Origin of the sequence: Pseudomonas gebzensis, assembly GCF_034427815.1 — a bacterium.
GTDB lineage: Bacteria > Pseudomonadota > Gammaproteobacteria > Pseudomonadales > Pseudomonadaceae > Aquipseudomonas.
The window spans coordinates 224,225-241,448 of record NZ_JAXQNS010000003.1; the positions used below are offsets into that span (position 1 = coordinate 224,225).

17 protein-coding genes are annotated in these 17,224 nt (G+C 64.6%); 12 read left to right on the top strand and 5 right to left on the bottom strand.

What is annotated here, in order from left to right:
• The first annotated feature begins 315 nt into the window (after positions 1 to 315).
• From pedF to SJI00_RS08045, 5 genes are all read left to right on the top strand, one after another.
• The gene (gene pedF, locus SJI00_RS08025; protein WP_322461193.1) at positions 316 to 753 is read left to right on the top strand and encodes a cytochrome c-550 PedF; all 438 of its coding nucleotides are present in this window, start codon (positions 316 to 318) and stop codon (positions 751 to 753) included.
• Positions 754 to 849: 96 nt separating this feature from the next.
• Complete coding sequence (locus SJI00_RS08030) at positions 850 to 1,443, top strand: hypothetical protein (RefSeq protein WP_322461194.1); 594 nt, start codon at positions 850 to 852, stop codon at positions 1,441 to 1,443.
• Between the two features lie 446 nt (positions 1,444 to 1,889).
• Positions 1,890 to 2,384 carry a GAF domain-containing protein gene (locus SJI00_RS08035; protein ID WP_322461195.1) on the top strand — a complete coding sequence of 165 codons (495 nt, stop codon included), beginning with the start codon at positions 1,890 to 1,892 and terminating at the stop codon, positions 2,382 to 2,384.
• Positions 2,320 to 4,146 (top strand): PAS domain-containing protein, encoded by a 1,827-nt coding sequence (locus SJI00_RS08040; protein WP_322461196.1) that lies wholly within the window; start codon positions 2,320 to 2,322, stop codon positions 4,144 to 4,146. The genes SJI00_RS08035 and SJI00_RS08040 overlap by 65 nt, the downstream gene beginning before the upstream one ends.
• Positions 4,147 to 4,177: 31 nt before the next feature.
• Positions 4,178 to 4,492 carry a response regulator gene (locus SJI00_RS08045; protein ID WP_322461197.1) on the top strand — a complete coding sequence of 105 codons (315 nt, stop codon included), beginning with the start codon at positions 4,178 to 4,180 and terminating at the stop codon, positions 4,490 to 4,492.
• Between the two features lie 348 nt (positions 4,493 to 4,840).
• Here the strand turns inward: SJI00_RS08045 and SJI00_RS08050 are convergent, their stop codons facing one another.
• Positions 4,841 to 5,155 carry a DUF2834 domain-containing protein gene (locus SJI00_RS08050; RefSeq protein ID WP_322461198.1) on the bottom strand — a complete coding sequence of 105 codons (315 nt, stop codon included), beginning with the start codon at positions 5,153 to 5,155 and terminating at the stop codon, positions 4,841 to 4,843.
• 103 nt (positions 5,156 to 5,258) lie between these two features.
• On the opposite strand from SJI00_RS08050, the gene SJI00_RS08055 reads away from it, so the two are divergent.
• The 6 genes from SJI00_RS08055 to SJI00_RS08080 all read left to right on the top strand — a co-directional run bounded on the left by SJI00_RS08055 (position 5,259) and on the right by SJI00_RS08080 (position 12,645).
• Entirely contained in the window at positions 5,259 to 6,074 is an 816-nt protein-coding gene (locus SJI00_RS08055; protein ID WP_322461199.1) for a helix-turn-helix domain-containing protein, read from the top strand.
• Between the two features lie 125 nt (positions 6,075 to 6,199).
• Positions 6,200 to 6,754, top strand: coding sequence for a hypothetical protein (locus SJI00_RS08060; RefSeq protein WP_322461200.1), 555 nt, complete (start codon positions 6,200 to 6,202; stop codon positions 6,752 to 6,754).
• A 223-nt stretch (positions 6,755 to 6,977) separates the two neighbouring features.
• Entirely contained in the window at positions 6,978 to 8,192 is a 1,215-nt protein-coding gene (locus SJI00_RS08065; RefSeq protein ID WP_322461201.1) for an aldose 1-epimerase family protein, read from the top strand.
• 361 nt (positions 8,193 to 8,553) lie between these two features.
• Positions 8,554 to 9,081 (top strand): sigma-70 family RNA polymerase sigma factor, encoded by a 528-nt coding sequence (locus SJI00_RS08070; RefSeq protein WP_322461202.1) that lies wholly within the window; start codon positions 8,554 to 8,556, stop codon positions 9,079 to 9,081.
• Complete coding sequence (locus SJI00_RS08075) at positions 9,078 to 10,019, top strand: FecR domain-containing protein (protein WP_322461203.1); 942 nt, start codon at positions 9,078 to 9,080, stop codon at positions 10,017 to 10,019. Before SJI00_RS08070 ends, SJI00_RS08075 begins: the two co-directional genes overlap by 4 nt.
• 100 nt (positions 10,020 to 10,119) lie before the next feature.
• On the top strand, positions 10,120 to 12,645 hold the full coding sequence (locus SJI00_RS08080) for a TonB-dependent siderophore receptor (protein WP_322461204.1): 2,526 nt from the start codon (positions 10,120 to 10,122) through the stop codon (positions 12,643 to 12,645).
• 261 nt (positions 12,646 to 12,906) lie between these two features.
• Here SJI00_RS08080 and SJI00_RS08085 read toward each other — a convergent pair whose 3' ends face one another.
• From SJI00_RS08085 to SJI00_RS08095, 3 genes are all read right to left on the bottom strand, one after another.
• On the bottom strand, positions 12,907 to 13,611 hold the full coding sequence (locus SJI00_RS08085; RefSeq protein ID WP_322461205.1) for an anti-sigma factor: 705 nt from the start codon (positions 13,609 to 13,611) through the stop codon (positions 12,907 to 12,909).
• The gene (locus SJI00_RS08090) at positions 13,608 to 14,156 is read right to left on the bottom strand and encodes a sigma-70 family RNA polymerase sigma factor (RefSeq protein ID WP_322461206.1); all 549 of its coding nucleotides are present in this window, start codon (positions 14,154 to 14,156) and stop codon (positions 13,608 to 13,610) included. The genes SJI00_RS08085 and SJI00_RS08090 overlap by 4 nt, the downstream gene beginning before the upstream one ends.
• A 433-nt stretch (positions 14,157 to 14,589) precedes the next feature.
• Positions 14,590 to 15,123 (bottom strand): DUF3455 domain-containing protein, encoded by a 534-nt coding sequence (locus SJI00_RS08095; RefSeq protein ID WP_322461207.1) that lies wholly within the window; start codon positions 15,121 to 15,123, stop codon positions 14,590 to 14,592.
• A 455-nt stretch (positions 15,124 to 15,578) separates the two neighbouring features.
• Here SJI00_RS08095 and SJI00_RS08100 point away from each other — a divergent pair, with 455 nt between their 5' ends.
• Entirely contained in the window at positions 15,579 to 16,832 is a 1,254-nt protein-coding gene (locus tag SJI00_RS08100) for an arsenic transporter (protein ID WP_322461208.1), read from the top strand.
• Here the strand turns inward: SJI00_RS08100 and SJI00_RS08105 are convergent.
• Positions 16,818 to 17,183, bottom strand: a complete 366-nt coding sequence (locus tag SJI00_RS08105) for a hypothetical protein (protein ID WP_322461209.1) — start codon at positions 17,181 to 17,183, stop codon at positions 16,818 to 16,820. The genes SJI00_RS08100 and SJI00_RS08105 overlap by 15 nt on opposite strands.
• Positions 17,184 to 17,224: the final 41 nt, after the last annotated feature.

Consider the following 17,224-nt stretch of genomic DNA (forward strand, 5'->3'; position numbering starts at 1 on the left):
GGCAGTAGAAAGGCGCGAGGGCAGGGCGGGTGATGTTCTTGTTGTCATGGTGGGGTTCCCAGTGAGGTTATGCCTGTTGTGCCTGCATAGCCTGGAACCGGGAGCTGGCGCCGAGATAGGGAAAAGCTCCCGCTTCTTGCAGGAAAACTTCCCAGCCCGACCCTGATTTGGCATTGCTGCGCACGCACTACGACCAAAGCACGAGCGGCCGGCCACCAAGGCAGCATGGGGCCGGCCCGCCGGGCTTCCTAGGCTCTGTCGCAGCCCTTGCTGTGAGGGCGCAGCGTGCCACTTGAGAAGCCGAGGACAACAATAATGACACTCCTTAAACCTGCCCTGAGCGGCACCCTGCTGGCCCTTGGCCTGTGTGCGGCCGGCGCCGTCCTGGCCCACGGCAACGTCACCCCGACCGCCGTCGATACCGACGGGCTGGAGCCTCTGGGCAGCGAATGGCGTGCGGAAAACCCCTATCGCACGAGCAAGGATCACGACAAGGCGGTGGAAATCGGCGCCTCGGCGTACAACCAGAACTGCGCGGCCTGTCATGGGCTGGAGGCCAAGTCCGGTGGCATCGCACCGGACCTGCGCATGCTCGATGAAGGCGCGCTGGGGGATGAGTGGTTCGTGGAGCGGGTACGCCATGGCGCCGTGCGTGACGGCCGGGTGTACATGCCGAAGATGGCGGACTTTCTCAGCCAGGAAGCCCTGTGGGCCGTGCGCAGCTACCTCGACAGCGTGCATGTGACGGAGTGACGCCGGGCGCGGCAACGGCGCTACGTTCATGGAGGGGGGGAATGGATCGCTTTTTTCGTGGTCTGTTGCCGCATCTCAGTAAAGGACGACCCGACCATGCGTATCACGCGCTACCTCTGGCTGCTCACCTTGCCGTTGCTCAACGGCTGCCAGTACCTGCCCCACAGCACGTTCTTCAAGGCCCCGGAGCATGAACCGAACCCGGCCTGGGTGCGCATCGTCAACTTCACCCAGCACGCCGCCCTCTACCAATACGACGGCGGCGTCAAAACGGGTGGGGTGATCCGCCGGGGCGAGTTGCCGTTCGTGCACACCCAGGACATCGGCATGCCCAAGGCCGGCCAGGACCTGACGTTCGATTACTACGAAACCACGGTCCGTCCCGGTCTGGAGACCGACGTGTACATGAACTGGAAGGGCAGCCGTACCGAGTTCTGCCACGTGACCGCCAAATTCACCCCGCAGGCTGGGCGCTACTATCAGTTTGTGCTGACCTCGGCGTCGAGCACAGGGACGTGCAGGCTGTCGCCGACACTGATTGAACGCGATGGCAGCGCCGGTGACTGGCGCCTGATCCCCAACCCTGATGTCAGCTACCCGCAAGGGAGCAACACCGGCACCACGGTGTATGGCAATGAGATGTACCGCAATCCTGACTACAAACGCGGTCAGCCGGCAGGGTATCCGTAACGGGCTGGTCGCGTTGCTCGCGGATACCGCGCCAGTGCTGTGGGCGCCTGGACAGGCTGGTCGGCGTGGGTCACCCCACGGCAGCCAACGACGGTGGACTCACGCTCTTCGAGCAGCGAAGGCAGGGTTTGAACTCAAACCCACTATTTTCGACTTCAGACAATGACGACAGGTTCTTCACGTTATTTTTACCTATCGGGTGGCAAGGTAGAGCCACATCCGTTAGACATTGGCCCGCTTTCCCCGGCGGGCTTTTCTTTGCCCGCGATTCTTAACCTGCGACGCAACACCCATCGCCCGCCTGCGCATGCCCCTGCGAGGCGTGATGCAGCGCCGCTTTTCTGCGACACTGCCGCCCCACCCCCGCCAGCCCCTTAGCGTCGGGCTGAACCGCTTCTTTTCTCACCGCTTCATCTGACTGGCTGCCGCATACGACCGTGCGGCGGATGGGAGACACCTTGCTCAACGTTTCGATGAACCCCACCGCTGCCGAGCGCCTCTCCCAGGTGCTGGAAGCCAGCGAGCGGTTGGCCGCTGCCACGTCGATAGACGATGTAGTCACGGTGTTGCGCGACATGGCGCGCAGGGCTGTCGGCGCTGATGGCATCACGGTTGTCATCAAGGATGAAGGGCGCTGCGCCTATGTGGCCGAAGATGCGCTTTCGCCCTTGTGGCAGGGCCAGAGCTTCCTCGCTGAGCAATGCGTTTCAGGCTGGGCGATGCATCAGGGTGAAACGGTTTCGATCGCAGACGTACGCCTCGATCCACGCATCCCACAAGGTGCCTACGCCTCGACCTTCGTCCGCAGCCTGGTGATGGTACCCATCGGCAAGCCCCAGGCGTTCGCTGCGTTGGGCGCCTATTGGGCCGAGGTGGGTGAGCAGCACTGCGATACGATCAAGCAGCTGGAAAGCCTGGCGCGCGGCCACCATCGCCCTTGAGAACGCCCGCCTGACCCAGGCGCGCAATCGCGTGGCGGCGCTGGGGGCAACGCACAACCGCATCCTCGAACTGGCCGTGCAGGACAGGCCGCTGGAGGTGACGCTGAATGCCATCGTTGGCGAGATACAGGCGCTGTCGCCGTCCGCGTTCCTGAGCGCCATTGTGCTGCTCGACGAGGGTAGGCCACAGGTCGAGCATTGCCTGGCCCCGGGTCTTGCCGAGGCCTACCGAGCCGCCGTCGTGGGCCTTGCCGTGCGCCCGCAGAACACCGCACAGGCCATGGCCGAAATCCCCACCGCCGTGTGCTGGGCCGAGTTCCGGGCGCTGGCCAGGCGTCACGCTCTGCACGTCTGCGCATCGATCCCGATTCACTCGGCGCAGGCCGACCTGCTTGGCGCGTTGGTGTTGTATCACCCTGAGCCGCGCGAGCCATTGCCTGCCGATACCGAGATCATCGACTTCGTGGTGCAAACGGTCGCGCTGGTGGTGCAGCGCGCGCGCACGGACTCGGCGATCCGTGCCAGCGAGGGCAGGCTGCGCCTTGCCGTGGACCATGCCGATGTCGGTTTCTGGGACGTGGATTTCGTGCACAACACCCTGGTCTGGCCGGCGCAGACCAAGGCGATGTTCGGTATCTCGGCGCATGTCACCGTCACCTTGCAAGATTTCTACGATGGCCTGCATCCCGATGATCGAAGCGCCACGATCGACGCCTTTGCAGCAGCCATCGACCCCGAACGCCGCGCACTGTACGAGGTGGACTACCGCACGATTGGCCGTGAAGACGGCATCGTGCGCTGGGTGGCGGCCAAGGGCCGGGGCGTGTTCGACAGCGCGGGCCACTGCCTGCGCGTGGCCGGCACTGCGGTAGAAATCAGCGCACGCAAGGCCGCCGAAGAGAAACTGCGCGAACTCAATGCCACCCTCGAAGGGCGCATCGCGCAAGCCATCGCCGAACGTGAAGAGGCCCAGAAGGCACTGCGCCAGAGCCAGAAGATGGAAGCCATGGGCCAGCTCACGGGTGGCGTGGCCCATGACTTCAACAACCTGCTGACCCCCATCGTTGGCACGCTCGACATGCTTCAGCGCCGCGGTGTGGGCGGCGAGCGTGAGCAGCGCCTGATCGCCGGCGCCATGCAGTCGGCAGAACGTGCCAAGACCCTCGTACAGCGCCTGCTGGCTTTCGCACGGCGGCAACCGCTGCAAACCGCGCCGGTGGATGTGGCACGGCTGGTGAGCGACATGGCTGATCTGGTGGCCAGTACCACCGGCCCGCAAATCAAGGTGGTGGTCGATACGCCCACGCACCTGCCGGCGGCCATCGCCGATCAGAACCAGCTGGAGATGGCGCTGCTCAACCTCTCTGTGAATGCCCGCGATGCGATGCTCGAAGGCGGCACCATGCGCATCTCCGCCAGCCTTGAGGGAGTCGGGCAGGGGCACCGGTCCAAGCTGCCGAGCGGCGAATACCTGTGCTTGTCGGTAGCAGACACCGGCACCGGCATGGACGCGGCCACCCTGGCTCGCGCCGTCGAGCCGTTCTTTTCCACCAAAGGTGTCGGCAAGGGCACCGGGCTGGGCCTGTCGATGGTGCATGGCCTCGCAGCTCAACGGCGCCCTCACACTGCAAAGCTCGCCGGGGCTGGGCACGAATGTGGAGCTGTGGCTGCCGCGCAGCCCCACCGAACCGGTGCCAGGGTTGCGCATCGTCGAGCCGTTGGAGCCGGCCGTCAGGCGCGGGGTCGCGCTATTGGTCGATGACGAGGAACTGGTCCGCGCCAGCACCGCGTACATGCTTGCAGAACTGGGCTACCGCGTGATCGAAGCGGCCTCAGGCGAGGAGGCCATGCAGTTGATGGCCTGCGGCGAGCCGTTCGACCTGCTCATCACCGACCACCTCATGCCGGGCATCAACGGCACCGACCTGGCAAAGGTGGTGCGCAGCTCCCGGCCTGGCACCGCGATCCTGCTGGTGTCCGGCTACGCCGAGCACGAGGGGCTCGACGCTGATCTGCCCCGCCTCAGCAAGCCGTTTCGCAAGCATGAGCTGGCAGCGAGCCTGGCGCAGCTGGGCGCAGAGCAATGTGAGCCCGAGGCAGAGAGATGAATCGTCGAGATGAGGGGGTAGGCCAGTAGTGCGGGCTTTTGATCCCGTGGGACTTCTCCAGTGGGTGCATCCGTGCGCCCGGTTCGATGATGCTGCCGACGTGATGACCCTTGGCAGCACCGCTGATCGACGGGCATCGGCCGGCCGGCTGGATCCGTCGCCGTCAGGCATTACCTGCAAAATGTCACGGATTGCCGACATTCTCTTCACGACATTTTCACCGGCGCTTTGGCAAGGTAGAGCCACATCCGTGAAACACTTAGCCCGCATTCCCCAGCGGGCTTTTCTTTGCCTGCATTTTTTGCGTAGGCCCACTTCATCGCTGCGGGCAGTGCGCCTGCGCAGCCTTCAGTGGTCACGCCCCTCCTGCACCCCGTTCAACACGATATACAGCAACGGCCCTATGCACACGAACACGGCCGTCAGTGCCAGGTACGGCAGCACTGCCAGCCATGGCCTGCCCCGTCGATGATTGTTTCTCACCATCCAGATACCCGCCAGCGCCGCCATGAGATACAGGTCGAGCACCACCTGCGCGGTGTCCGGGCTGGCGATCAGCGCCATGCCGAAGGCCAGCAACGACTGCTCGGCGATCAGCATCGTCCAACCGGTGTAGAGCGAAAAAAGCACCAGCGCCACCAGTGCGATACAGCGAAGTTTCATGGGCCTGTCCTCGGTAAGGTTTCCCTGGCACGGTAGTGATAGGGTGGCGGGCACTCAATGACCTGTGAGGTCATTGAGATCCACCTTCAGGGAAGTGCCAAGGATGCGCCATCACAGGTTGAACCCAAGCCACGCCGAACCGGCCATCGCAGCCGGCCTGCAGGTGCGCCACTGGCGTCAGCAGGCCGGCTTGAGCCAGCTCGACCTGGCGCTCATCGCCGGGGTCTCGCAGCGTCACCTCAGCTGTGTCGAAACAGGCCGGGCCAAGGCCAGCCCCAGTACCTTGCATGCGCTGTTGTCAGCACTGGACATACCGCTGGAGCACTGCAATGCCGTGTTCCTGGCCGCCGGTTACGCCCCGCGCTACGCCGCGACACCGCTCGATGCACCCGACATGGCTGTGATCCACGCCGCCCTCGAGCAGATCCTGCTGGCCAGCAACCCCGCGCCTGCCATCGTCATCGACAGCCAGTGGAACATCGTCGCGGCCAACGTCAGTACCGGGCTGCTGCTGACGATGGCCGGTGTGCCTGCAGGCCTGCCGGCAGGCTTGAACTTGCTGGACACCCTGCTGCGCCCCGGTGGCCTGGGGGATCGTCTGGCCAACGCGCAGGAAGTCCGCACCGTCACCTGGCAGCGGGCCTGCCGAGAGGCGGCGAGCAATCGCGCATTGGCCCAGCGCCTGCAGGGGATCGCGGCGCCGGCACTCGCTGTGCCGGCTGCCCCCGCCAGCCCGGTGTTGCTGACGCGCATGAGCACGCCTGAGGGTGAGTTGCGCTTTCTGTCCACCTTCACGACGTTTGGCATGCCGGCGGACATTACGGTAGCGTCGCTGCGCATCGAGCACCTGGTGCCGGCCGATGCGCAAACCCAGGCAAAGATGACGGCGGCTTACGCACAGTGGAACGCTGCAGCATAAGCGCCGCACTTGAAACACTGCAGACGATCACGCAGCGCACCTTGCGGGGCCTGCCAGGCGGCTGTAGGGTCGTTGCGCATGCCGCTTCAAACGGCCTTTGAAATCATCATGTCCAGAGAACCCAGGTGAACCTATCAAACCCGCTGTTGCGCGTCGTCATCCCACTGGTAATGGTGGTCGGCATCTATCTGCTGATCCGCTGCATCGCCCGGTTGAAGCGGCTGATCTTTCCAGCCATACGGGTTCGCTTCCCGGCCAGTGCGACTCCCTACACCCTGGCCCTGCCGCAGGCAGGCCGTTATGTGATCAGTGTTCTGATACCGCCTCTGACCTTCATCACAGGCGTCGCTCACTTCTCTGCCAGGTTTTCAGTCACGCGCACATCAGACGGCACTTCACTGAATTACCGATCTTATGGACGCTCGCTGTTTCGCGTTCAGCGCAGCGATATGTCCGGCAAACAGTCGCTGCCACTGGGCGAGTTCCAGTGTGGGGAGCCAGGCGAACTCCAGGTGACCTGCCTGAACCCTGAATCGATCAGGGCGGACTATGAACTGGAGGTTGCACCGCATGTGCCGGTGTTGACACTGTTTGCGCTGGTGCTGGCCACGATTGCCTCATCGTTCATGGCGATAGGCGGGTTCGTGATGTCGCTCATCGTGCTGTTCGGGGCGGATTGACCGAGGTCCGCCCACGGATCGCCCACCACACTGTGCTGGAGGGTCGTCGCAGCGGGCGGGAGTGGCGCGAGGGCACCGGGCCTGCCTGGACGTTCGGCGCTGGGCGGTTCCTGTTGACGCGTTCGGTCACCTTTCGTTGAACCGGGGCCATTTACAGCCGCAGGCTTGCTGAAACGTTTCTTCGAGTTTATAAAAAGGCACAACTCCAAGAAAGGCGACTGCCATGACCCCGCTTAAACTCTGCATCACCCTTGGCGCCCTGACCGCCGCCTCCCAGGCCATGGCCTGGGACTATGTCTTGCTCGATACCGACAAAGCCGCGCAGAACTGGCAGATCACCAGCGAGCAGCTCGGGGTCAAGACCGACAAGCCTTTCAGTGTCACGTTGCGCACGCTGCATGGTGGGCGCCAGGAGGGTGTCAGCATCGTCGACATCGACAACGGCGCGATGAAACTGTCCGTGGTGCCCACACGCGGCATGAACATCCTGCAGGCTTCGGTGGGCGATGTGCGCCTGGGCTGGGATTCGCCGGTCAAGGACGTGGTCAATCCAGCCTTCATCGAACTCAATGGCCGTAATGGCCTGGGCTGGCTGGAAGGTTTCAATGAGCTGGTGGCCCGCTGCGGCTTCGAGTGGGTCGGGCACCCTGGTCTGGACAACGGCGAGCTGCTGACCTTGCACGGTCGGGCGGCCAACATTCCGGCCAGTAAAGTGACCCTGCACATCGATGAAAAACCGCCGTACGCCATCACCTTGCGTGGCGAGCTGAAAGAACAGGCCTTCAAGAAGGTCGACTTCTCCGTGGCCACTGAAGTGGTCACCGACCCCGGCAGCGTGAAGTTCGCGATCAATGACACATTGACCAACAACGGCGATTACCCGAAAGAGTACCAGGCGCTGTACCACAGCAACTTCAGCACGCCAGTGCTGGAGCAGGGTGCGCGTTTTGTCGCGCCGGTCAAACAAGTGTCACCGTTCAACGACAAGGCCAAGGCCGACCTGCCGGACTGGCAGACCTACCGCGCACCCACCAGGGACTATGACGAAACGGTCTACAACGTGGTGCCCTATGCCGATGCCAATGGCGACACCCTGACCGTGCTGCATAACGCGGCGGGTAGCCTGGGCGTGGCTGTAGGCTTCAACACGCACACGCTGCCGGTGTTTTCACTGTGGAAAAACACCGATACCCAGGGCCAGGGCTATGTCACCGGGTTGGAGCCGGGCACCAGCTTTTCCTATAACCGTCATTATCAGCGCCCGCTGAACCTGGTGCCGACCCTCGAGCCGAAAGCGCAGAGACAGTTCCGCATCAGCTACAGCCTGTTGGCTGATAAAACAGCGGTGGACCAGGCCGTGAAGCAGGTGAACGCTATTCAGGCAGGGCGTGAGACCGAGGTGCGGCAGACGCCGCTGGTTGATCTGACGAAGCCATGAGGTCATAGGCGCTGCTGAAAAGCCTTCAGCGCAGCTCAGGCACGGCGCAACCCGTCGGGTGCGCCACCGACGCGGGGTTTACGGGCGTCAATGAGCATGCCCAGGCGAGGCGCCGCCCGACTGGGCGCCTCTGGACGCTGTTCAACGCAGCCCCGCTGCGTCTCTGCTTTATTCAGGCAGAGGCTACGGCGCTGGTTCGGGCGCCGCCGCCCTGGATGCCTGCCTTGAACCGCCCATGTGCTGCTGCACGCGCTATCGGGCGAGATTCGTCAGTCGCGGATCGAACTGCATTGCAAAGCAGGCTTGCCTGCTTATAATTGCGATCAATTCTTATCCGCACCTCGCCAGCAGGAAGATCCAGGTGTCCTACCTCCCACCGCCCGCTTCCTCCCAGCATGACGCCCTGCACGCGCTCTACCGCGACCACAGCCAGTGGCTGCGGGGCTGGGTTCGCAGGCGCCTGGGCAATGCGGACCGCGCCGCCGATATCACCCAAGACACCTTCGTGCGCCTGATCAGCAGTGCGCTGCGCCAGCCATTGACCGAACCGCGCAGCTTTCTGGCCACTGTGGCCCGGCGCGTGATGATCGACCAACTGCGCCGACGCAGCCTGGAACAGGCCTATCTGGAGTACCTGGCCAGCCAGCCGGTGCTCGTCGAATGCTCGCCAGAACAGCGCTTGCTGATGCTGGAAACCCTGATGCAGCTCAGCGCCATGCTCGACGGCCTGGGGCACAAAGCGCGCGATGCCTTCCTGTACGTGCAACTCGACGGCCTGAGCTACCCGCAGGTCGCGCAGCGCCTCGGTGTCTCGGTCAGCTCGGTGACCAAATACATGGCCAAAGCCACCGAGCGCTGCCTGCTGTTCGCCTTCGACGCGCAACTGTGAATCCCGCAGACCAACGCCAGGCCCTGCGCGAGGCAGCGCAGTGGCACGCACGGCTGCACGCTGCGCCCGACAACCCACAGCAGCGTGAGCGGTGGCACGCCTGGATCGAGCAGTCGTCGGTCAATGCGTGGGCCTGGACGCGGCTGGAGCATTTGCAGGCAGAACTGGCCGCAGTGCCCGGGTCGCTGGCCCGCCACACCCTCGCTGCAGGCCAGGTTGAAACGGGCCGGCGCACGCTGCTCAAGGGCCTGGCGCTCGGCATCGGCGTGGCCGGTGTGGCCTGGTCGGGATACCGCAATGCGCCGATCTGGATGGCCGATGCACGCACGGCCACCGGCGAGCGCCGTCAGATGACCCTCGCAGACGGCACGCGATTGACCCTCAATACGGGCTCGGCCGTCGATATTCGCTACAGCGCCGAGCAACGCCTGATCGTCCTGCTCGAAGGCGAGATCGCCGTGCACACCGCGAGCGATCCCCGCCCTCTGCGAGTGCGCACTGCCCACGGCAGCCTGCGCGCGTTGGGTACCCAGTTCACCGTGCGCCTGCAGCCTGCGCAGACCGAACTGATCGTCATGCAACATGCCGTCGCGGTGCACAATGCTGCCAGCCCCGGCGAGGTGCTGGTCAACGCCGGCATGGCCCTGAGCTTCGGCAGCGGCCCGCTACCTGCGCCGTATCCAGCCGATCTTGCGCGCACCGAGTGGCGCGCCGGGCTGCTGGTACTCGACGGTTGGCCGCTGCGCCAAGCCTTGGCCGAACTGCAGCGCTACCGTCCAGGTGTGCTCAGCTGCAGCGACGAGGTGGCGCAGCTGCGCGTCGCCGGGGTCTACCCCCTGAATGACACCGACCGCGCCCTGACCGCGATCGCCGACGCGCTGCAGCTCAAACTCACGCGCTGGACCGGCCTGTGGATCAGGCTCGCACCCGCTCGGTAGTGGCTCGAAGTGAAAAATAGTCGCAATCGCATTGTCGGATTGGTCACCTTCGTACGAGTTCTCCTGCAAACCGTCCACATCGGCATTTGAAGGAGCCCGCATGCCCACCCCAACAACCTGCCCCTATCCGCACCGTAAACGCGTTACCCCTCTGCTGCTGGGCAGCGCCCTTTTACTGCACACAGGGCTGGTGGCACCCCTGTTGTTCCCCGCCGCCCAGGCCCGCGCCGAGCAGGTCAGCCGCGACTACGACATTCCCGCGGGCGCCTTGGTCACCACCTTGAACCGCTTTGCCCGTGAGGCCGGCGTGGTGCTGTCGTTCGACGCTGCGCTGACGCAAGGGCAGTACAGCCCCCGGCTGCACGGGCGCTTGAGCATCGAACAGGGCTTCGCGCAGTTACTGGCCGGCAGCGGCCTCCAGGCGCTGCCCAGGGGTAACAACTGGGTGCTCGCCCCGCAGGCCGACGCCCGTGGCACGCTGCAACTGGGCGCCATCAGCATCAACGCTGAGAACCTCGGGATGACGACCGAAGGCAGCGGCTCGTACACCACTGGCGCGACCGCCGCCGCCACGCGCCTGGACCTGAGCCTGCGCAAGACGCCACAGTCGATCAGCGTGGTCACCCGGCAACAGATGGACGACCAGAACCTGCAAAGCGTGTCCGAGGTGCTGAAACAGACGCCCGGGGTGACCGTCAACCAGGAAAGCTCCGAAGCCTTCACGTTCTTTGCCCGCGGCTTCAAGCTGGATAACTTTCAGTTCGATGGCGTGCCAAGCTTGTCTTCGGACGGGGGCTCGCTGCGCGACAACTACAGCATCGGCAACAGCCTGGTCTACGACCGCGTCGAGGTGCTCAAGGGCGCTACCGGGCTGGTCAACGGTTCGGGCAACCCTTCAGGGGTGATCAACCTGGTGCGCAAACGTCCGACAGGTGAACTGCAGGGGCATATCGGTGCCGGCGCTGGATCCTGGGACAAGTACCAGGCCGATGTGGACCTCTCCGGCCCTGTGGTCGCAAGCGGCAAGGTACGTGGCCGCATGGTCGCCGGCAGCCAGTCGCAGCACAGTTACGTCGACTACCTGACCGGCGAGCAGCATACCGTCTACGGTGTGCTCGAAGCCGACCTCGGCGACAGCACCTTGCTCACCGTCGGTTACGACGTACAGAAGAACCATGACGACGGCAGCACCACCGGCGCGTTGCCGGCGTTCTTCATGGATGGGCGCACGGTCTCGTTCGACCGCCATACCAACGCCGCAGACCGCTGGACCTGGCGTAACCAGGAAACCCAGCGCGCTTTCGTCGAACTGGCGCACACCTTTGACAATGAGTGGGTGCTCAAGGGCGTGGCCAGCAGCCGGGACTACCGCTCGCGTGAGTTGATCTCAGGCATCAGCAGCGAGGCCATCCAGGCGGACGGCAGCATTTCCCACGGCTTCATCGGTGGCAATATCGACCCGGCCAACGACTACCTGAACACCAACGGCACGGCCAGCAAATTCAACACCACCAGCAAGGAAAAAGGCCTGGACCTGTACGCGCGTGGCCCGTTCTCGCTGGGCGGGCGCACCCATGAGGCGGTGTTTGGCTACAGCATTGCCCACACCGAATCCACCTCCAAACGCGACGATGGCGTCACCAACGGCATCCTTGACGATGTGTTCCAGTGGAACGGCTACGGTGATCGCGCCCATGACTTCGAGTGGTGGTCGACCTTCGATATCGAGGCCCGGCAGAAGGTCGGCTTTGCCGCGACCGTGCTCAAGCCCACCGACGCGCTGTCCTTGATCCTCGGCGCGCGCATCGTCGATTACACCTGGGACATCGACACCCTCAACGCCATCGGCCGTCGCCTGCCGGCCAGCGCCAGCAACTCCAGCGAAATCGTGCCCTACACGGGCATTACCTACGACCTCGACACACACCATACGGTCTATGCGAGCTACACCGACATCTTCAAGCCGCAGGCCTACAGCCTGGGCGCAGACGGCAAACCTATCGATCCGCTGACCGGGCAGAGCTATGAAGTGGGGATCAAGGGTGCCTACCTCGACGATCGCCTCAATGCCAGCCTGGCGCTGTTCGCGCTACAGCAGGACAACTTCGCGGTGCTGACCGGCGGCACCACGCCCAGCGGCGGCAGTGCCTATCGCGCGGAGCAGGGCGTGGCGACCCGTGGCGTCGAGCTGGAGCTGAGTGGCGAGCTGGTCGATGACCTGCAGGTCATGGCGGGCTACACCTTCTCCGAGTCCCACGACGCGGACGAGCGCCGCGTGGCGACCAACCAACCGCAACACTTGCTCAAGCTGGCGACGCTCTACCGCCTGCCGGGCGCCTGGCACAAGGTTACGCTCGGGGGCAACGCCTATTGGCAGAGCTCGACCTTCTTCAAACCGAGCGATGAGGACTGGTACGCCATCGATGACCCTACGGCCAAGTTCGAGCAGAAGTCGTACGCGCTGGTCGGGCTGGTCGGTGGCTACGACTTCACTCCGCAGATCAAGGCGACCGTCAACGTCAACAACCTGTTCGACAAGCACTACTACAGCGGCATCGGCAACTACGGCACGGTGTACTGGGGGGCGCCACGCAACGTGATGTTCAATGTGAAGTACAGCTTCTGAGGCACTGTCGAGCGGCTCTGTCGCGCGGAGCGCGCTGCGCTGAACAGGCGCTCGCGCTTGGCCCAATCGCCCCTCAACGGCTGGCAGCACTGCGTTGTGCTTGGGCGCGCTGGGCGCGGTGAGGTGAACACCTGTGGCGCCGCTGGGCTGCGTGCAGCGGTACGAGTAAGCCCCCACTGCAGCCACGGCCCACTGCGTTTGCGCCTGCGCGGCTGGGTGGCGGGCGTCAACCTGTCCAGAACAGCCCATCGACGTCAGCACTCAAATCACTTTCACCGCCCGCCCGATGAACTGAATCGGCCCGGTAGGCCGGCCAGTCGGCGAGCCGCCGGTTTGCTCCAGCGTCAGCTCGAACAACTGGTTCGGCTCAAGCGGCGGCAGTTGCTCGACCGGTACTTGCACCCGTTCGCCGGGCTTGACCAGGCCCAGTGAAACGGGCGCGTTCCACTGATCGGCCTTGGTCCAGAACTGCAGCACCTTGCCACTGGGCACGTGCACCGTGCCCAAAGGAATCAGTTGCAGCGCTTGGGTGTTGCTGGCCTGCACCACCCAGCCTGCAGCCTGGTCGCTAGGTGCGGCGAGCACCACGATGTAGGTGGTTGGGGCAGGGGCGGCGAACCACAGCAATACGGCGAGCAGGGCGCTGGTAAACACGCCGGCGCCGGCCAGGCCCTGCCAGACCAGCAAGCGCTGCCACCAGCGCGTGGCAGCGGCAACCGGGGCCAATGCATTCAGACTGCGGGTAATGCGCCCCCACAACGGCGCACTCGGTGTGACCGGTTTGGCAAGCGCAGCGAGGGGCTGCAAACGGGTTTGCCATGCCTCGACCGCCGCACGCAAGGCTGGGTCGTGGTCCAGGCGATTGGCGACGTAGGCGCGGTCGGCGCTCGACAACGTGCCCAGTACGTACTCGCCGGCCAGTTGTTCGATGTCATCCGGGCGTTCGTCGTCCACTTCATTGTTCATCCCATGCACTCGCGCAAGGCAGCCAGGCTGCGTTTGATCCAGGCTTTGACGGTGCCCAGCGGTGCGCCGAGCAACTGGGCGATCTGTCCGTGGCTGCAGCCTTCGACATAGGCATGCAGCACGCACGCGCGGCGTGCGGGTTCCAGTGCATCCAGGCAGTGGTAGAGGCGTGCCGAGGCCGCGTGAGCATCGAGCGCCTGCTCGTGGTCGGCGCTCGCGAGCAAGGCGCTGAGCTGCGCCTCATCCAGCGGCAGGTCGCGTAGGCCATCGCGCACATGATTCAGCGCCAGGTGGCGGATGATGCTGTAGATCCAGCCGCGCGCCGAGCCGCGCGCGGCATCGAAACTCGCGGCGCGGGTCCAGATGCGCACGAAGCCGTCGTGCAGCACGTCTTCGGCGCTGGCAGTGTCGCGGGTGATGCGCCGGGCCACGCCGAGCAGGCGTGCGCCTTCGTGGTCATAGAGGGCGTGCAGGGCACGTCGGTCGCCGGCCGCACAGGCGTGCACACAGCGCTGGAAATCGAAGGGGTCGGCGGGTTCGGTCAAGGTACGCTCAGTGGGTTGGGGCTGGGCAAGGCCCCCGACGGGGGGTTGTGGATGAGCGTAGACCAGCCAGGTCAACATGCCTGGTAGCCGCATCAGCAATGCCACCTGAGGCCGGTCGGTTCGACACATGGCATGCACCGGATCGATCGAGTTGACGGGGCAGGGCTGTGCGCTGGTGACGACGACCCGGATCCGTTCGCTACCCTGCAGTGGGGTCAGTGGACCGGCGCAGCCGGCCATCGCGGCAATAGCCGCGGTGGGCGGCATAGCCGACCCGATTGAGCTCCGCGAAACAGCAGGGAAACAGAGGTCGCAGCCCTGGAGCGGCTTTGCCGCCCCGGTCTAGCCGCGCTGATGCCCAGAACGGGGTAGCCGCGCGTCGCCGTACTTCAGTGCGCGAGCGGGGCGTTCTGCGCTGCGATGACGACCTCGGTCACTTGGCTGCCCAGAAAATATAATCGGCCTGGTACTTCACCACCTGCTGCTCACCTTTGTTCTGCGTGCTGCACGTGCTCGACGGTGCTACGCCGCCCTGCGTGGCCAGGCGCTGGATGTACGTCACACCCTTCATCTTGCCTTCGCCGTCAGCCGGATTGGCCTTGACCAGTTGATAGGGAATGTCGCCTTTGCCAGCCGGCGCGATGGCCAGTTGCGTGCCGGTGACGCTCGAACCGTCTTTGCCTTTCCACGTAGCAGGTGGGCCGAAGTATTCACCGACCACACTACCGCTGCGGTCCTTGAGTTCGGCTTTGGGGCCGACGAAGAACCACTCGGTCTGGCCAGGTGCATTGGCCTTGTCGCGGCACTCATAGGTGATCTCGCCGACGCCGGTGGTTTTCAGCACGATCGCATTGCCCTCAGGCACCTTGATCGCGTCGGGCGTCGCCATGCCAGCGTGCGCAACTTGCAACGACAGGCCCAGCATGAGGCCGCAGGCGAGCAGGGTAGAGGCGGGTTTGAAGGTCATGGTCAATCTCCTGAAAGGTCGACTGGCAGCGCGTGCGCCAGTGTTTGAGGTCCCGGCAGCGATTCGCTGCCTGCACGTACTACCCGCCAGGAGCGAATCTGGATGCAGCCGTTTAAAAATAAATCCTCGAGCCGTGGCTGCAGCAGGTCGGTGAGCGCTCTGGACCCCTGCCGATCAGGCAGACTGCAGACGTGCTGGAGGGGGGCGATGGGCCACGAGGCCCCGCCGCAGCGTTGTTGGGAGCGTTGCCAATCAAACAGCCCCAGGCGCCTGCTTCACCGGTTCGAGCGCTTTGTGACGCGCGCAGGCCTTGCACGCCGCATGAAATTTGCGTCACCACGCAGTATTCGCCGCATCGCCCCGGTCTCATCCAGCAACGTTCAAGGCGGCCAGTGGCCCTCTGCGCCACCCTCTGCCGCGCGATCTTTCATTGGCCCCTGTGCTGAGCCTTGCCTATGCCCGCATTCAACCCTGCCATTGCTATCTGGACCCTTGCCGCCGTGGCTACCGCGGCCGTCATCCTGCGCCCGTGGCGCGTACCGGAATGGATCTGGGCCGTCACCGGCGCCGTGCTGCTGACGCTGTTCGGCTTGATTCCGCTCAAGGCGGCGCTGGGCGCGGTGGCGCAAGGGCGCGATGTCTACCTGTTCCTGATCGGCATGATGGTATTGGCCGAACTGTCCCGCCAGCAGGGCGTGTTCGACTGGCTGGCGATGTACGCCGTGCAGCACGCCAAAGGCTCGGGGCAGCGGCTGTTTGACCTGGTGTTTCTGGTGGGCACGCTGGTCACGGTGTTCCTGTCCAACGACGCCACCGCGGTGGTGCTGACCCCGGCGGTGTACGCTGCGTGCAAAGCGGCCAAAGCGCAAGCGCTGCCGTACCTGTTCATCTGCGCGTTCATCGCCAACGCCGCGAGCTTCGTGCTGCCGATCTCCAACCCGGCAAACCTTGTGGTGTTCGGCAGCAACATGCCGCCGCTGCTCGACTGGCTGCGCTTGTTCGGCCTGCCATCACTGGCTGCCATCGTGCTGACCTACGTGATGTTGCGCCTGGCGGTGCGCAAGCAGATCGCCCAGCCGCTGGCGACCACCACCGCGCTGCAGCCGTTGTCCAGCGGTGGTCGACTGTGTGCATGGGGCATTGGTGTGACGGCGCTGATTCTGGTGGCGGCCTCGGCCTTGGGCTGGGAATTGGGCTTGCCGACCTTCTGCGCCGGCGTCGCGACAGCAGGGCTGATTCACCTGATGCAGCGTCGCTCGCCCATGCCGGTGCTCACGCAGGTGGCCTGGGGCGTGTTGCCGTTGGTGGCGGGGCTGTTCGTGCTGGTGGAGGCGGTGGCGCAGACCGGAGTGATCGAGCGTTTGGCGCTGGCGTTGCAAGGGCTGGCGCAGCACGCGCCGGTACAGGCCAGTTGGGCGGCGGGGGTGCTGTCGGCCATTGCCGGCAACCTGATGAACAACCTGCCGACCGGCTTGATTGCAGGGTCCATGGGCCAGTTGGCCGAGCTGCCAGCGCAGACCACGGCGGCCCTGCTGGTTGGCGTAGACCTTGGCCCCAACCTGTCGATCACCGGATCGCTCGCCACCTTGCTGTGGCTGGTGGCGATTCGCCGCGAGGGCGAACACGTCGGGGCTTGGGACTTCCTGCGCCTGGGCATCCTGGTGATGCCGCCAGCGCTGGTCGCCGCGTTGGCCTTACTTCACCTTTGAAGTCGGAACCAGCGGAGCGGGCGGGTTTTTCAGCTTGATGACATCACCGGTCACGGTCGTGGTGTAGCCGTTCAGCACGTAGGCCCAGAACCATTTTTCCTGGACCTGGGTGTTGATCAGCGCATCGCCGCCCTTGGACTTGATCGCCGCGGTCTGCGCCCGCACGAAGCGGTTGTTCTGCTGGACAGGGATGAAACCGATCACCATCAGGCCAGTGGCCGAACCTTCACCACGGCCCAGCACGGTGTACTCGCTGCTGTCGTAGTGCGGTGTAGCCATCGGCACACCGGTGCAGCCTGCCAAGGTCAGGGTGAACAGGCTGGCGGCCACTGCTTTAGAGAAGAAATTCACGTGTAACTCCATGCTGAAACCCCCCGGATCCATTTCCGGGG

What these genes read in the sequence shown, in the direction of transcription:
- pedF (WP_322461193.1), top strand. Translation starts at nt 316, where the DNA reads ATGACACTCCTTAAACCTGCCCTGAGCGGCACCCTGCTGGCCCTTGGC.
- SJI00_RS08045 (WP_322461197.1), top strand. Translation starts at nt 4,178, where the DNA reads ATGCTTGCAGAACTGGGCTACCGCGTGATCGAAGCGGCCTCAGGCGAG.
- SJI00_RS08085 (WP_322461205.1), bottom strand. Translation starts at nt 13,611, where the DNA reads ATGAACAATGAAGTGGACGACGAACGCCCGGATGACATCGAACAACTG.
- SJI00_RS08065 (WP_322461201.1), top strand. Translation starts at nt 6,978, where the DNA reads ATGACCCCGCTTAAACTCTGCATCACCCTTGGCGCCCTGACCGCCGCC.
- SJI00_RS08095 (WP_322461207.1), bottom strand. Translation starts at nt 15,123, where the DNA reads ATGACCTTCAAACCCGCCTCTACCCTGCTCGCCTGCGGCCTCATGCTG.
- SJI00_RS08055 (WP_322461199.1), top strand. Translation starts at nt 5,259, where the DNA reads ATGCGCCATCACAGGTTGAACCCAAGCCACGCCGAACCGGCCATCGCA.
- SJI00_RS08050 (WP_322461198.1), bottom strand. Translation starts at nt 5,155, where the DNA reads ATGAAACTTCGCTGTATCGCACTGGTGGCGCTGGTGCTTTTTTCGCTC.
- SJI00_RS08030 (WP_322461194.1), top strand. Translation starts at nt 850, where the DNA reads ATGCGTATCACGCGCTACCTCTGGCTGCTCACCTTGCCGTTGCTCAAC.
- SJI00_RS08035 (WP_322461195.1), top strand. Translation starts at nt 1,890, where the DNA reads ATGGGAGACACCTTGCTCAACGTTTCGATGAACCCCACCGCTGCCGAG.
- SJI00_RS08080 (WP_322461204.1), top strand. Translation starts at nt 10,120, where the DNA reads ATGCCCACCCCAACAACCTGCCCCTATCCGCACCGTAAACGCGTTACC.
- SJI00_RS08100 (WP_322461208.1), top strand. Translation starts at nt 15,579, where the DNA reads ATGCCCGCATTCAACCCTGCCATTGCTATCTGGACCCTTGCCGCCGTG.